Source organism: Candidatus Poribacteria bacterium, from assembly GCA_009839745.1.
GTDB lineage: Bacteria > Poribacteria > WGA-4E > WGA-4E > WGA-3G > WGA-3G.
Window position 1 is genome coordinate 26,671 of the sequence record VXPE01000009.1, and the last position, 14,595, is coordinate 41,265.

The 14,595-nt window shown below is 49.6% G+C and carries 12 protein-coding genes and 1 pseudogene; 3 read left to right on the plus strand and 10 right to left on the minus strand.

The genetic code is table 11. The annotated features are described in order from the left end of the window. Nucleotides 1-68 precede the first annotated feature (68 nt). The 6 genes from F4X88_01720 to F4X88_01745 all read right to left on the minus strand — a co-directional run bounded on the left by F4X88_01720 (nucleotide 69) and on the right by F4X88_01745 (nucleotide 5,281). A complete protein-coding gene (locus F4X88_01720) occupies nucleotides 69-446 on the minus strand; it encodes a Rieske (2Fe-2S) protein (protein ID MYA54990.1) in 378 nt (125 codons plus the stop codon). Nucleotides 447-736: 290 nt separating this feature from the next. Beyond that, complete coding sequence (locus tag F4X88_01725) at nucleotides 737-1,933, minus strand: amidohydrolase family protein (GenBank protein ID MYA54991.1); 1,197 nt, start codon at nucleotides 1,931-1,933, stop codon at nucleotides 737-739. Nucleotides 1,934-2,116: 183 nt separating this feature from the next. Then, a complete protein-coding gene (locus F4X88_01730) occupies nucleotides 2,117-3,004 on the minus strand; it encodes a hypothetical protein (protein ID MYA54992.1) in 888 nt (295 codons plus the stop codon). Nucleotides 3,005-3,153: 149 nt separating this feature from the next. After that, nucleotides 3,154-4,431: an aminotransferase class III-fold pyridoxal phosphate-dependent enzyme gene (locus F4X88_01735; GenBank protein ID MYA54993.1), complete on the minus strand. Its 1,278-nt coding sequence runs from the start codon at nucleotides 4,429-4,431 to the stop codon at nucleotides 3,154-3,156. After that, the gene (locus tag F4X88_01740) at nucleotides 4,428-4,793 is read right to left on the minus strand and encodes a hypothetical protein (GenBank protein MYA54994.1); all 366 of its coding nucleotides are present in this window, start codon (nucleotides 4,791-4,793) and stop codon (nucleotides 4,428-4,430) included. The genes F4X88_01735 and F4X88_01740 overlap by 4 nt, the downstream gene beginning before the upstream one ends. A gap of 158 nt (nucleotides 4,794-4,951) precedes the next feature. Beyond that, nucleotides 4,952-5,281, minus strand: a complete 330-nt coding sequence (locus F4X88_01745; protein ID MYA54995.1) for a hypothetical protein — start codon at nucleotides 5,279-5,281, stop codon at nucleotides 4,952-4,954. A 254-nt stretch (nucleotides 5,282-5,535) separates the two neighbouring features. Between F4X88_01745 and F4X88_01750 the strand changes: the two are divergent. The 3 genes and pseudogenes from F4X88_01750 (at nucleotide 5,536) to F4X88_01760 (ending at nucleotide 8,683) form a co-directional block, all read left to right on the plus strand. Next, a pseudogene (locus tag F4X88_01750) lies at nucleotides 5,536-5,673 on the plus strand (transcriptional regulator). A gap of 417 nt (nucleotides 5,674-6,090) precedes the next feature. Next, entirely contained in the window at nucleotides 6,091-7,026 is a 936-nt protein-coding gene (locus F4X88_01755) for a hypothetical protein (GenBank protein ID MYA54996.1), read from the plus strand. A 271-nt stretch (nucleotides 7,027-7,297) separates the two neighbouring features. After that, on the plus strand, nucleotides 7,298-8,683 hold the full coding sequence (locus F4X88_01760) for a phytanoyl-CoA dioxygenase (protein ID MYA54997.1): 1,386 nt from the start codon (nucleotides 7,298-7,300) through the stop codon (nucleotides 8,681-8,683). A 59-nt stretch (nucleotides 8,684-8,742) separates the two neighbouring features. On the opposite strand, the gene F4X88_01765 is transcribed toward F4X88_01760, so the two are convergent. From F4X88_01765 to F4X88_01780, 4 genes are all read right to left on the minus strand, one after another. Beyond that, nucleotides 8,743-9,459, minus strand: coding sequence for an SDR family NAD(P)-dependent oxidoreductase (locus F4X88_01765; protein ID MYA54998.1), 717 nt, complete (start codon nucleotides 9,457-9,459; stop codon nucleotides 8,743-8,745). Between the two features lie 19 nt (nucleotides 9,460-9,478). Further along, nucleotides 9,479-10,690: an FtsX-like permease family protein gene (locus F4X88_01770; protein MYA54999.1), complete on the minus strand. Its 1,212-nt coding sequence runs from the start codon at nucleotides 10,688-10,690 to the stop codon at nucleotides 9,479-9,481. Between the two features lie 193 nt (nucleotides 10,691-10,883). Then, nucleotides 10,884-12,959 (minus strand): HlyD family efflux transporter periplasmic adaptor subunit, encoded by a 2,076-nt coding sequence (locus F4X88_01775; protein ID MYA55000.1) that lies wholly within the window; start codon nucleotides 12,957-12,959, stop codon nucleotides 10,884-10,886. Nucleotides 12,960-13,099: 140 nt separating this feature from the next. Next, nucleotides 13,100-14,113 carry an aldo/keto reductase gene (locus F4X88_01780; GenBank protein MYA55001.1) on the minus strand — a complete coding sequence of 338 codons (1,014 nt, stop codon included), beginning with the start codon at nucleotides 14,111-14,113 and terminating at the stop codon, nucleotides 13,100-13,102. Nucleotides 14,114-14,595 lie beyond the last annotated feature (482 nt).

The window sequence follows — 14,595 nt, forward strand, 5'->3', positions numbered from 1 at the left end:
ATCGACCGACACCTCCCTTTAAATAAACATATAATACTCGTTAGGTAGCAATTTGGGTTTTAATTCACTTAACCATCGTATTCGACGACGACATCATCACCGTCAACCTTGACCGGATACGTCGCTACCCGCAAGGTTTCATCGACGAGACACTGTCCGGTGGCAATGTCAAATGTCCATTGATGCCATGGACAGCGCAATATCTCGCCTAAATTATCGACAGAGAGCGTTGCCCCTTGAATGGAAGGCGGTGCATCGGCGGCGAACCTACCGCTGAGTTCACCTGTGCAGAGGGGTCCCCGCCTATGCGGACAGATGTTACGGATGGCGTAAAATTTGCCATCAACATTAAAGACCCCAATGCCCGCCTTCCCTCGAAACGGGACGATGATCTTGCGGTTCCCAGGTGGAATCTCTGATACTTTTCCAACAACAACACGTGCCATATTTTTAATTATTCCTTGCGGTTCGGTCAAGCGGGTTGGGCATTGGAAGTACCTTTGCGTATATCCGCCTGCGTGTTTTTGCAATGTAATACCATTTCTGATTGAAATTATAGCATAAACTTTTGTCTTGTGCTTTCTTGTAGCATAGACTGTTAGTCTGTGCAGGAAGGTGCGGTTAATGCGATATAAACTTTTAGAAATGGTATAATACATTGTCCCGCAAGTCCACACGCGACTTGCGTATGGATTGAGTCTATTCCCAGACTAAATCCGGTATTTTTGCGTTTCGGTTAATTTGCCACTGGATTCGCGGATCCGTTGGTTTCTTCGACATCCAACCGCAGCATATCAAGGGCGTTTTGGGCGAAGATCCGATGGTGTAAGTCCTCTGGAAGCTTCGGGAAAACCGTTACCGGATCGTTCCAGTCGAAATGCGGGAAGTCTGAGCAGAATATTAGCGTTTCATCTGCGTGCAGCATTTCCAACATCTGGTACATCTGTTCCGGCTTCTCAGGTTCGTGCATCGGCTGCGATCCGACTCGGATGTGCTCACGGAAATACTCACTCGGTAACCGTTTCAGCCACGGTGTCTGGTCGCGTATTGCTCTCCAGTCGGTATCCAGATGCCACATCACCGGCACCGCCCACATCTGCTGTGCTTCAATGAGTGCGAACTTGAAGTTCGGAAATTTTTCAAAGACCCCTTCGCAGATCAGCGATGTCGCGTGTGTGCTGGCGACATACGGACGGCTCATCCGGCTTTCTATGTAGTAGGTCGGATGTCCGACCGGGGTGGGTACGTTTCGGGTCGCACCGCCACCACCGCCGATGTGCGAAATGACAGACAATCCGTGTTCCGCACACGCTTCCCAGATGGGATGATAGAAGCGGTTCCCAAACGGACGACTCGTTCCCATCGGCACCATAACGGCGACAGTGTCCTTGCGGTGTGCGAGTCTGTTAATCTCCTCCACGGCTTGGGGTGGATCGGAAGGCGAGACGAGAATGGCGTTAACAACACGCTCATCCTTCTCAAGCCAATGTTCGATTGTCCAGTCATTAAAAGCCCGGCAAAGAGCAGCTCCCCAATCGGGATCAGGAACGCCGGAATACCCATAGAAGACAGGGGGTCCCGTCAGGACGGCAATATCAATATTCCAGACATCAAGGTGCTCATCTTGGAGGAATTCCAATGTGAAATTGAAATCTCTGGGGTCGCCGCCGGAGTTTTTGGGGGTCGATTCGGTGGCTTCTTCAATCCGTCCCCTGAGGTCTACACGATTGCTTCGAATCGGGATATTCGGATATCCGCCGAGATGTAACCCTTGGTCGAGGAGATGTTCCTGATAGAATTTAGACAGGTAGGGCAACAGCTGCGTAGGATGGCGGAAATTGTGGTGGACATCACAATCGACGATAGCGATCCCATCTTTCGGTTTCGCAGTCCAACCGGGTGCGGTAACAGGAGTTGATCCAATCTGACGCATGTAAACGCCTCCTTATTTTAGAGTTATCGGTTGTCAGTTATGAGTTGTCAGTTATGAGGTTTCTGGTAACAATCGACACATCTTTGGAATATTCCAAGTTTGCGGAGGTTATTACGAAATATCTCTTTTAATCGCTCTCACTGTGAGGCATGTTAACTGTTAATTGACAACCCTTCAACCGTCTTAATGACGATAGGTCTCACCGATTAAATTATTGGCAGCGCGAACGGGACGGAAAAGGGTCTGCCGTTTGGCAGGCATTTCGGCTAACAACTTCGGGTGCGGATCCCAATCGTGCCACTTGCTATTGACCGTATTGTAGCAACTGAAAATAGCGAGACGATCGTTTTCTTCGTTTGTCCACGTGTGCGTGCTATGGGTCAACGCCTCAGTGAAAAAAAGGAGGGACCCAGCAGGGCACTCATACGTATCCCAAATCAGGGAGTCTTGGCTTCGGATTGTGTCGGGTGCTGTGTAGACGGCTTTATGGCTCGCAGTAATAAAGAGGGTGCCTCCCTGCCGATATTTGACGGGATTCAGTTCCCAGACGATGCGTGTTAAGCCGCTATAGCCTCTGCCGGGGATACACCGATAGAGATGCGAATCGCCCGGGAAACGGAGCATCCCGTTTCCGTTGTGGGGTCCAAAGTTTCCATCCCCTACCGTTCGATAGAACAAACTACACGATTCCATACGGAAGCCGTAGCATTCTTGGCTTGACAGCGCTGGATGTGCGAGAAACTCGTTGAGAAAACCGATGACATTCGGATGGTCGGCAAGACGTTGCATGGGACCCCCGAGCGGAGAGCGTTCATGCTCTGGAATCGACTCCGGTTCGTGGCGGAGTTTATATCCGAACTCCTGCATCTCGGCGAGTTCATCACCTGACAGCACATCCGGAACCAGAAGCCATCCACGCATGTCAAAGAGATATTTCTGTTCTTGCGTCGGTGCGACAACAGGGGTCCCATCGGCGGTTGTTTCGGTGAGTTGTGCGTTATCAATGTCGAGTGCTGTTCCGAGATTTTTATCAACAATAAACGGTTTGGTGTGATCGGTAACTTGTGCCATTTTTTTAACTATTGCTCCTGGGCTGCCCGCCACTTCGTTTCGGGCAAGTTTTCGGTGAAGTTTCGGTGTTTCCGAGGAATTGTGACCGGCTTACAGAAAGCGTAATTCACATTCCTGATCCTTACGATCCTTCAGCGATCTTGTTCTTACTATGCCGCTTTGGCGCGTTTGAGAGCATCCTCAGAGACACTCAGGGTCTTCGCGACATCTTCATCGGTATGCGACATGGACATGAACCAGATATGCCCTTCAGGCAGATATAAACCACCCTCCAAGGTTGCCTCGTAGAAGGTCTCATGGAACCGTTTTTGGCGTTCGTCATCGCTGTTGGTACTTAAGCCGAAGTAGGGCATGGGGCCGATGCCACCGATACGGGCATTCTCAATACCGAGACGCACCGTCATTTCTCTGTAGCCATCCAGCAACTTCTGCCCCTGTTTCCACATGAAGGCGACACCATCCTGCGCCTCAAGTTCCTCAATTGTGGCGATTGCGGCGGCAACAAGCGATACCTCGCCGTGGAAGGTTGCGGCTACCCAGACATCACTCACCTCATCCATAATCTCTTTTTTCCCGACAACGACAGCCGTCGCAAACCCGTTGGCGAGTGCCTTTCCGAAAACGGACATATCCGGGGTGACCCCGAAATATTCCTGTGCACCGCCCAACGAATAGCGAAATCCCGTTTTGACTTCGTCAAAAATCATCAAGGCACCGTTGGCATTGACGAGCGCCTTTGCCTCTTCAAGATAACCGTCTTTGGGCAGATCCTGTCCGGAAGGTTCCATAATCAAACAAGCGATTTCGTCAGGGTGTGCTTTAAAGAGGTCAGCAAGTCCTTCAAGATCGTTGAAATCGACGCTAAGTGTAGCGGCGGCAGCTCCCGATAGGTGTCCACGCGCGTGGCTACACCAATCATGCCAGCCGTGATACCCGGATCGAATCACTTTTTCTCTACCGGTATATGCGCGAGCGAACTTAATCGCGCCGGTTGTTGCATCCGACCCGCCCACAAAGTAAGCAACCCGGTCCGCCGATGGGATAATCTGAACCAACTTTTCGGCGAGTTCTACCTCAAGGGTATGTCCGAAATTATAAACATTCCCCCGTTCAACGAGATACTTTGTGACCGTATCAATCACAGTTGGATAGGCGTGTCCAAGGATCATAGGTCCAAATCCCATCAGATAATCGATATAGTCATTTCCATCGGCATCCCAAAAATGCGCGCCCTTCGCGCCTGCAATCATAACAGGTCTGGGAGGGCTGCTCTGTTTATGGGGTTGCCCACCCCCGACCAATGCGGCTTTGGCTCGCTTCTGCCATGCGAGTGATTTGTCAAAACTGCGTCCCATGCTGAAACCTCCAACGTTGGTATATTGTGCGTCAAGATCCGCTTTAATTTTACCTAAAAACCTAACATTCATTTTCTAATATTGCTCAAACGTGCTAACGCCTCTTGGAGCCGGACAACCTCGGCTTCTGCTTTCTGCCGAGCATCGGCTTCTTGATTGGCGCGTTCTTCTGCGTCCTCAGCGCGTTCAGCAGACGTTTTTAGCCATGCTTCTGCCTCAGGATCGTAAATTCCTAAACTCTCATCAAGCAGATGGAACTCTAAACCCAGCCTCACAGATGGAAGACCACCCCTGGCGAGGGATGCTATTTCAACATAAGCGTCTCCGATGAGACGAAACCCGAGCAAAGGGGACGGTAAATAACGCCTATCCACATCGTAGATGAAGTATTCAGGAATCCCGATCTCCGCATAAAGCTGCACCTTTCGCGTCAGGTCAGTGCGATAGGTCCCTTTGCTACGTTGTGTTTACATTCCATCATCAAAATCGTCCGGAAGTCAGTGCCTATCAGAATTTACGTCTATAGATCAAATGGATATTGCAGAACTATGGAAGCCTTGCCATGACTGGATCCGGAGCCACAATGTAAACACTACCTAGCGAACTCTAAGACGAAGTCCGGGGGTTTGCCCTCCTCCCATATCTTATAGATACGCCGTTCTTTCTTACCGATACCGAAAGCAACGAAAATATCAGGCGAGATAGATTTACGGGGGTCCCCCTCTTCATAATACATCATCATATCCCCGAGGACATAGACATCTGGGAGGTGAGCGAAATGATTTTCGATGCGATTAAAATTCTTGAGGAGCTCTCTAAAATGGCGTTCCGTTTCAGCCATAGGTTTTCCATCCGATTCCGGGTAGAGTTCCGCCGTTTCTGTAGGTGCGTAAGGAAGTGGGAGAGGATGTGCGGGTGCCATAAGGTGTCTCCTTTTCCGTTGGTCGTTTGCGTCGTAGGTTTACCGGATCTTTAGGCATAGGATAGCATAAAATGGCTTGGCATGCAACAAAAAAGAGACAGGCGGCACAAATTGACCTCCTGTCGTTACGCTATCTCTGATAAACAGTTCTTATACCATTTTTAAGAGTTTATATTCCATACCAACAATGCCTTTGAAAATTTTTCGCTTGTGAAGTATAATCGTTTTAAAGGGTCGATGCAAGAAGAAAATGTAGGAACTATGAAGAGAGCCTCAGGAAGCGATTAGCAGATTCTACGTATGCAAAGGCGTATCTCGCCGTAGCACTCGAGGAATATGAGGAAGATGGTAACAGTGAAGCATTTTTGCTTGCTGTCAAAGATGTAGGAGACATCCAAGGTGATTTATCAAAGTTAGTAGCGAACATCCAACTGAGCGACGAGAGCCTTTATGATTGGTGCTTGCACTTTGTTGGGGCTGGTATTTTAGGCGAAGATGCCGACACTCGCTCGCGCAATGAGCGTCTGTTGGGTGAGCCTGAAAGGAGAAGCGATGACTGAAAAAGAATTCCAATCGAGTGTGCTAAAAGTTGCGCGTCGTCAGGGTCATTGAATTGTTAAATTGTCTGAATCGCGGATGACACGGATGACGCGGATTGCGCGGATTTTTAAGTTGTCGCTCTCCAGACCCCCTTATGAAATTTGGGGAATTTCACGGAAAATTGAATGGTCCAGGCGCGTCGTTTTACCTTGTTGTGGTATCATACTTATGATTGAGGAATATAACGAGAAGAATAGAGGGAATATCTCATGAGAAAGTTTTGTTTCGTTATGAGTTTATTGTTTTTTTCCTCCTTAGCCTATGCGCAAGATCCATTTGAGGTGATTTATCTTATCCCCTCGGATCAGCGAGCAGATGAGAGTAAACTCAATGTTTTTAATAGAATAGTTAAGGATGTTCAGACGTTTTATGCCGACGAGATGGAACGGCACGGTTTTGGGCGTAAGACCTTTAGGTATAACGACAATATAAGAGTTCAGAAAGGTAATCATACTTTGAGAGATTATTTGGGTAAAGGGCATAAATTGTGGTTTGAGTTTTGGTATGGGCAAATAGCAAATGACAATACTGGAGATATTGTTTTTTTGGCGGGTACCGACAGATTAGGTGGAAATGTAGTTGGAAGATATAATTATTTGACTTGGGGGCGAGACGGTAAACCTGGAGGGACTGAGTTTGGATACCGTTTAATGTTGTTGCCTGCACTAAGACCAGGATATTTGCGTTGGGCCCTCGCACATGAACTTGGACATGCTTTTGGATTGGATCATGTAGATGTTCTTTTTCATGAAGGTAAACGCCGGGTGATGGGCAAAAATGATATGATCACATCAGTGGATGATCTTGTTTTTACTTTAGATGAAGCGATAATTTTAGATAAATCGCGGCTCCTTTCTGTTCTGTCTACACCGCGTCCGCCTATACTCGCGAGTGGAGAAATAGATGCAGATGTTAATGATGACGGTTACGTTGATTTATCTGATGTCTTGATTGTGCGGAGTGCCATAGAGAATAAAAATACTTATGACACAGATGTAAACGGCGATGATAAAACTGACGAAGTAGATGTGTTGATTGTTAAACAGAAAGCGATGGAAGCTATCGTTGCCGCTGCCCCCAGTCTACAACGCAAACGAATCCTGACTGGGACGTGGGGGGCGTTGAAAAGGAGGGATACGCATTGAAAAGCAGAGAGAAACGGGACAAAAAGAGAGCGTCAAACAGAAGTGAACCGCTCATGCAGGTAGAAACGATACAAATCCACAAGTCCGAAAAACAGGAAAATACATTGTATATTGCTGGGGCGAAATGGATCGACCTTAAGGGCAAAGTTCGTAGAAGAAAAATAAAGAGTTTTTGGGATTGAACTTAACGTAATAAGTGAAAAAAGCACAAGCTAAAGTTTATGCTACAAGTTCAATCAGAAATGGTATAAGTTTTAGAAAAGGAGGAAAGATGGCAGTACACCTCTTAAGTGACGCGCAGATGCGGCATTTCATTGTGAACGGTTATGTGACCGTCACTACGACATTGCCTGCGCAATTCCACGATGCAATCTACGAAAAGACGGTAACGGTTTTTGACAAGGAAGGCAATCCCGGTAATAATATGATACCGCGGATCCCAGAGATCCAGCAAATTCTTGACGATCCGAACGTGAGTGGAGCCCTGACAAGCCTACTTGGCGCGGACCACTACAAGCAACCGCACCGTCATCCGCACTACAACCCTCCCGGTAGCAATGGACAAGGGATGCACCAAGATGGAGGGAAACGCTGGTCTCATCATACCCGCAGGCTGCTGGTTTTCTATTACCCACAAGATACTCCCCTCGAACTCGGTCCAACGGGTGTGGTCCCGATGAGCCATTATTATAGCACGCGTGAAGGCGCGGAGGTCTCGCCGGAACAACCGATCATGGGAAAAGCGGGAACGGTTGCTTTCGCAAACTACGACCTCTGGCACCGTGCAATGCCTAACAGCAGTGAGAAGAAACGCTACATGATGAAATTCCTCTATGCCCGGATGTCAGAGCCGCAGGAACCTACTTGGGCAAACAAGGAAACAGAGTGGGCAAACGGCACATCTGTGGGACCCTCTGAACATCAGGAGATGTTCCAGCACCTTTGGAACTGGCATCGGGGCCAGGAATTCGGGGTTGAAAATCCCTCCCACAACAAAACATCGAACGGCGCATCACTGTCGGGTTTAATCAGTTCTCTCAACAGCACATCGGAATCGACAGGATTGCAGGCGGCTTATGAAATGCCCCGATTTGGCGAGAAGGCAGTGCCTGCATTGGTGCGGTGTTTGCAAGATGAATCGGAGATGACGCGCCGAAATGCGTGTTATGCGCTCAATGCGGTTGGAACGCCTGCCGTCGATGCCTTGCAGGCGGCGTTGAAAGACTCTTGTGAACATGTGCGGGATAACGCGGCGGAAGCACTCGGCGATTTGGGAAATAAGGCAGAATCTGCGGTGCCTGCGTTGGTGGAAATGTTAGCGGATGCGTCAGGTTCCGTGCGGTCGCATACGATAGAGGCGTTAGGAACAACGAGTCAATCGAGTTCCATTGCTGTTCCCGGTCTTGTGAAGGCATTAACGGATCCGCACGATGGTGCCCGACGCAATGCGGTCTTCGCGCTGGCACGGATTGGTCGGAATGCGGCTGAGGCGGTTGAGAGTTTACACAACGTGCTGTTCGATGAAAACCGTTATGTCCGCGGGGATGCGGTTCACGCGCTGCATCGTATCGGGACACGAGAGGCGAAGGCTATGCTCCTTCGTTATCTTGAGACGACGCGCTGGTGTCCGTTGACCTCAAAAGAGAGCACGTTTTAGGTTCGTAGAAATTTAAGGCGCGCTGTATCAGTGCGCCTTCCGTGATCTGATGGAAAAATCTACGTAAAGAATTCCTCGTTATGGGGACGGACATCCACCTCAAAAGTCCACGCGCTCCGATCCTGCTGCACCAAAGCCCAATAGGTATCGGCAATGGCATCGGGTTCAAGGAGCGGCTCATTCTCCGAGAGTGTATAGCGTTGCCTGACGCCCGGCGTATCAATGACCCCGTCAATGATGACATGGGCGACATGGATACCGTGCGGACCGACTTCGCGAGCGAGTGCCGAGGCTAAACCGCGCGTCGCATATTTGGCACTGCTAAACGCCAACGCGCCCGCCCTCCCACGGACAGCAGAGGTTGCTCCTGTAAAGAGAATACTTCCGCCACCTTTCTTGAGCATCCCCGGAACGACCTGCTTTGAACAGAGAAACCCACCGAGGGTACAGACGCGCCACGCGCCCTCAAACGCTTCAGGTGTGAGGTCTGCGAAACTCCCCCACGCGGCGTTTGCGGCATGATTTACCAAGATATCGGGAGCACCGAGTTCCTCTCGAATGCGATCAAAACTCCCTGATACCTGCTCCGCATCAGCAATATCTGTGGGAATAGGGATAACTGTGCGTCCGGATTCTCCCAATCTCGTGGAGAGGTTTTTAATGTAGGCGGATGAGCGAGACAGTAATGCTACATTACAGCCTTCGTTTACAAATTTACGGGCAAGCGCAGCCCCTAAACCGGGACCTACACCTGCAATAACTGCTATCTTTTCCATGTTTTAATTTTTCCTTGCATTATTCGTGCCTGAGTGCATCAATTGGATGAAGTTTTGCGGCTTTCCATGCCGGATACGCCCCGAAAAAGATGCCTACCAACGCGCTAACAACAAAAGAAACCATTCCGTACATCGGCGAGACCAGGGTTCGCCACTCCCAGAAGGATGTCACCAGTTCCGCGCCGGCTATACCGACCCCAATACCAATGACCCCGCCTACGAGGGCGAGGCTTGTGGACTCCACGAGGAACTGAGCGAGGATATCGGAACGCTGTGCGCCAACGGCTTTACGAAGCCCAATTTCTTTCGTCCGCTCCGTTACAGAGACGAGCATAATGTTCATGATGCCGATACCGCCGACAACGAGAGAAACGACAGCAATCCCCAAAATCAGGTTCGTAAAGGTCTGGTTTGATTCTTCCAAGGTTTCCATGAATTCTGCCTGGTTCCGGACGTGAAAGTCAAGTTCTTTATTTGGGGCGATTTTGTGTTGCTTTCGGAGCAACTCTGTTACCTCGGTTTCCGCTGCCTCAAGGAGTTTACCGTCATTCGCTTGTATACTGATGCTGGAGAGATAATCCTCTCCGAAAACACGCTTCATAGCGGTGGAATAGGGGATGAAAACTTGGTCGTCCGGGTTTCGCCATCCGCTCGCGCCTTTCTCCTTCATAACGCCTACGACGTGGAAACCGACATTCTTAATTTTAACGGTCTGACCGACGGGTTCCACTTCCCCAAAGAGATTGTCAACAACGGTTTTGCCGAGGACACATACGCGTTGACGGTACCGGATTTCAGAGTCTGTAAAAAATCTGCCCTTCTCAACGGTAAAATTCGCCGTGACGAGGTATTCTGGGGACGTTCCAACGATGGTTGTGTTCGCATTTTTATTTAGGTACTTCACCTGTGCGCGGCTGCTCACCTCCGGCGTGACATATCCAAAAGTCTGCCCACGTGCCTCCAACGCCTCCATATCCGCAACAGTGAGACTTTTACGGGCATCCGCAGAACCGCGCCCGCGGAACCTGCTTTGACCTGGGCGAACAGCGAGAATGTTCGCACCCAGCGTCTGAATTCGTTCGGTGACATCGGCTTTCGCGCCTTCACCAATTGAGGTCGTGGTTATAATTGCACCGACACCGATGATCACCCCTAACATCGTTAACATAGATCGGAGTTTATTTGCCAGCAAGGCACTCAATGCGTTTGTAAGACTCTCCAAGATACTCATAATCTTCCCTCTCGATGCCATTTATGGTAAAACTTAGAATTAATTAGACATTCTAAAGAGGCGAAGATACAATCCTCGCCTACCAGGTCGGCGGAAAATGTCTGTTTATTTTTCTGGTTTACCATAGTCTTCAATTAATTCTACAGAATGTGTCGGGAATCGGAGTTCCCTTCTACCAGCCAAGTGATAGTATTTACCGTCCGCGTCCGCCACCGCCAGTCATTCTGCGCATTGTGGAGGCTGGGTTCTGCATCATGCGTCGCCGCCAATCCTCACCGCCCCCAGCACCCCCGCGTTGCATGCCGCCGATCGCGACGATATCTCCTTCAGTGAGTCCAGAGACAATTTCGATCTTGTCAAAACTGCTCACACCAGCGACAATCGGTTGTGGACGCCCGGGTTGACCATTTTCACCAACAATTCTGACCATCTTCCTACCTCGCATGTCGAGCACTGCTTCAGGGGGAAGGGTGAGAATGTCGGTTTTGTTAACAGCCGAAATCTGGACGGTGGCGTTCATTCCGGGTTTGAGGTAGGGTATCTTTGCCTCATCAGTCTCTGCCGGTTCGGCTTGTGCGGGTGCTTCTTCAGGAGGGGCTTCCGCAAAGAAACCGCCGAAAAGTCCGCCCCAATCGTCTCCTCCATCAGCCTCTTCGGCGCTTGCAACGGGTTGCTCCTGTGTCGGTTGCGCGGGTGCTTCTGCTTCTTGCGGGGTTGGTCTTGATCTTTCACCTGGCCCCCCGCCTTCTGCCTGCCGTTGTTGACGCATCGCACGGAAACGTTCGCGCTGCTCATCGGTCATATTCGCCATATCGGGACGGGTCCCGCCGCCCCACCTTCCGGCACCAGCCCGCATCCCTTGCCGTGTGCTTGTAGCTTCCACATTTTTCAACTCAGAGGTTACCTCAAAGGTCGTCACATTCTGAATGGATTGTCCCTGGGGCGCGATCTTCAAGACTTCCCCCTGAAATGGCGTATCGGGATAGGCTTCGACGGTAATCGTCACGGGTTGTCCTATCTCCACCTTACCGATGTCGGTCTCATCTACCTCTGTTACGACATAGACGGTGTCAAGGTCTGCCATGGTGACAAGCGTCTGTCCTTCTTCCGAGGCGAGTGAGGAGAGGCGTGAGGTAATTACCTGCCCTTGCTCCACTTTCTTTTCCAAGATTGTTCCAGCGATGGGTGCTTTGATGATGGTATCGTCATATTCAATCTGACGGAGTTCCAGTTGCGTTTCACTGCGTTTGACTGATGAGCGTGCGGTCTCCAGATCGCGTTGTTTACGCTCAATCTGTTTCTGGTTCGCCTTTGTAAGTTTCAAAGCCTCTTCCGCTTGGACGATCCGTTGCTGCTGCAGTTCGATATCCATGTCTCGTGTGGTTTCAGCCACCACTCGCTCCCTGGCAACTTCAAGGTTAAATTCCGCCTTTTTAATATCGGCTGCTCCCAATTCGAGTTCGGCTTCAGTCGCGGGTTTCTCAACCAATTTCAGATTTTCTTCAGCAGACTGATAGCGTGCCTGTGCGGACTTAAGTTGTGCCTGTGAAGATTCTAACGATGCTTGTGAAATGAGTTCTTTCGCGTAAAGTGTTTGATTTCTTTTATGTTCTGCTGTTACCAATTCCAAGTTCGCCTCTTCCTGATCCAACGAATTTTTCGCGCGGCGTCTATTTTCCTCCCGCACCTCACCAGAGGTTAGCAACTTATACCGAATTTTGGCAATATTGAGGCTATTTTCTGCGTCCATTACACCGCGGGCATTTGCTATCTTTTCAAGGCGGATCTCCTCCTTCAACTGGACGAGTCGCTGCTGGGCTTCAATCAGAGATTCCTCCGCCTGACGAATCTGGATTGCCGACTGCTCTTTCTGGAGTTCAAAGTCAATTTCTGCCTGTTGTAGGCGCGCTTGCGCGGATCTCAAATCGGCTTCAGCCTGCTCCAAACTAATTTGGACGTAGGTGGTTTCAATGACGGCGATGATCTCATCTTTCTCAACGTAATCGCCTGCATCAACCCTGAGCTCGAGAATCTTCCCGCTCGCTTTGGAACTAACTTCAACAATATTCAACGGCTTGATGGTCCCGGTCGCGTCAATTGTTACAGCGATGTCACCGCGTTCAACCATGGCGGTCTTTATTTCTGGCGTTTCAGCACCGTCTGTTCCGTCTGAGTTTGTAAAGACGATACGCCCCACGGCGACAGCGGCTACTATCAAGACGACTGCCCCGACAATTGCAATAATTTTCCATCTTCCTAATCCTAACATGGAGACTCCCTCCTGACATCAATCAGCGTGAAAGGGTATAATACGTTCTTCCGTGCCACTTTCATTCGTTAAAAAGTGTTCACTGTTTAAGTTAGTCAAATCCGCAAGAGAAAAGTTCGGCTTTCCGCTGCATTTGTCATCTACAACCGAGGCATATCAACGGCGCTATCCCTGCGTTCATGCATATTTTTTTCCATCGCTTCAGGATAGCGGTCAGGCAGATGTGAGACCGCATTGAGTTTTTGGAGTGCGTCCGCTTCAAGTTTCCATCCGGCTGCACCGAGATTATCGCGCAGGTGTCCGGTATGCCTCGCCCCGACGATCACCGAAGTCATCGCTCGTTGATCAAGGACCCACCGTAATGCCACCTGTGCAGGACTCCGTCCAAGCTCATCAGAAACGTCAAGAAGCACCTGTAACGTTTCATCGGCGTTTTCTGCGAAATAGCGTTCCGGGTATGCCCACCCCTCCGCGGATCGCGTTCCGCCTTGCGTTCGCTCGCCCGGTTTGTATTTACCAGAGAGAAACCCACCGGCTAATGGACTCCACACAACAACACCGAGTCCTTTGAGTTCACAAAGCGGCACAATCTCCTGTTCTATATCCCGAACAACGAGACTGTATTGCGGTTGATAGCACGCAAAGCGGACCCAATTGTTTACATCGCTGAGCCATAACGCTTCGGATAACCGCCACGCTTGGTAGTTACTACATGCTGTATAACGCACCTTCCCTTGCTGAACGAGATCATCTAAGGCGCGGAGCATCTCCTCTAATGGGGTTTGCGAATCAACGTGGTGTATATAATAGATGTCCACATAATCCATCTGGAGGCGTTTGAGGCTGTCGTCAATCGCCTGCATGATATGTGCACGGGACATCCCGGAATCGTTGGGACCGGTGCCCATGGGATTAAAAAACTTCGTCGCGACGACGGCATCGCGTCGCCTATCCTTGAGTGCTTTGCCAAGGAGGACTTCGGATTCACCTTCGGCATAAGAGTTCGCCGTGTCAAAAAAGTTGACACCGGCATCCAGGGCGAGGTCTACCATACGGTTTGTTTCCGCCTCGTCGGCTCCATGACCAAAGGTCATCGTTCCCAAACAGATTTCGGATACCTTAATTCCGCTTTTTCCCAGTCTTCTATATTCCACGTTTTTCCTCCATCTTATAGATTATGGGTTACTACTCAACGGCACTGCTTTATTGGCAACCTCTAAAATAGCATCAAGCACTTCGGTGACCTCAGGGTCAATCTGCTCCGCTGGCAGATATTGAACCAAAGTGTGATAATTCGTTTTTCTCATGAGATTTGTCATTTCCAATTTTTCAAAGAAAGCTTCAAAAAGTCGATCTAGAAAATCGTCAGTCACTTTGATATCTGCTGACCAAGGTGATCCTCTACCGAGAGTTATTAGGGCACTTTCAATCTCTGTAATAGTTTCTTCAATTGTAGCCCCCCATAATGACGCGAACACTGGCCCCTCGGTTTGTTCATCTCCTTCAGCAAGTGCCCAGTTAAGTAGTACCTGTTTGTCGGATACAATATAATTTTCAATCTCGCGTCGTTTCCATGCATATTCTAACGTGAGTTTGAAAAAAGTTTAGTCTTTAGAAAAGCACGGGTAAATCGGTG

Coding starts and splice junctions, on each gene's coding strand:
- F4X88_01720 (MYA54990.1), bottom strand. CDS start 446: ATGGCACGTGTTGTTGTTGGAAAAGTATCAGAGATTCCACCTGGGAAC.
- F4X88_01725 (MYA54991.1), bottom strand. CDS start 1,933: ATGCGTCAGATTGGATCAACTCCTGTTACCGCACCCGGTTGGACTGCG.
- F4X88_01730 (MYA54992.1), bottom strand. CDS start 3,004: ATGGCACAAGTTACCGATCACACCAAACCGTTTATTGTTGATAAAAAT.
- F4X88_01735 (MYA54993.1), bottom strand. CDS start 4,431: ATGAATGTTAGGTTTTTAGGTAAAATTAAAGCGGATCTTGACGCACAA.
- F4X88_01745 (MYA54995.1), bottom strand. CDS start 5,281: ATGGCACCCGCACATCCTCTCCCACTTCCTTACGCACCTACAGAAACG.
- F4X88_01755 (MYA54996.1), top strand. CDS start 6,091: ATGAGAAAGTTTTGTTTCGTTATGAGTTTATTGTTTTTTTCCTCCTTA.
- F4X88_01760 (MYA54997.1), top strand. CDS start 7,298: ATGGCAGTACACCTCTTAAGTGACGCGCAGATGCGGCATTTCATTGTG.
- F4X88_01765 (MYA54998.1), bottom strand. CDS start 9,459: ATGGAAAAGATAGCAGTTATTGCAGGTGTAGGTCCCGGTTTAGGGGCT.
- F4X88_01770 (MYA54999.1), bottom strand. CDS start 10,690: ATGAGTATCTTGGAGAGTCTTACAAACGCATTGAGTGCCTTGCTGGCA.
- F4X88_01775 (MYA55000.1), bottom strand. CDS start 12,959: ATGTTAGGATTAGGAAGATGGAAAATTATTGCAATTGTCGGGGCAGTC.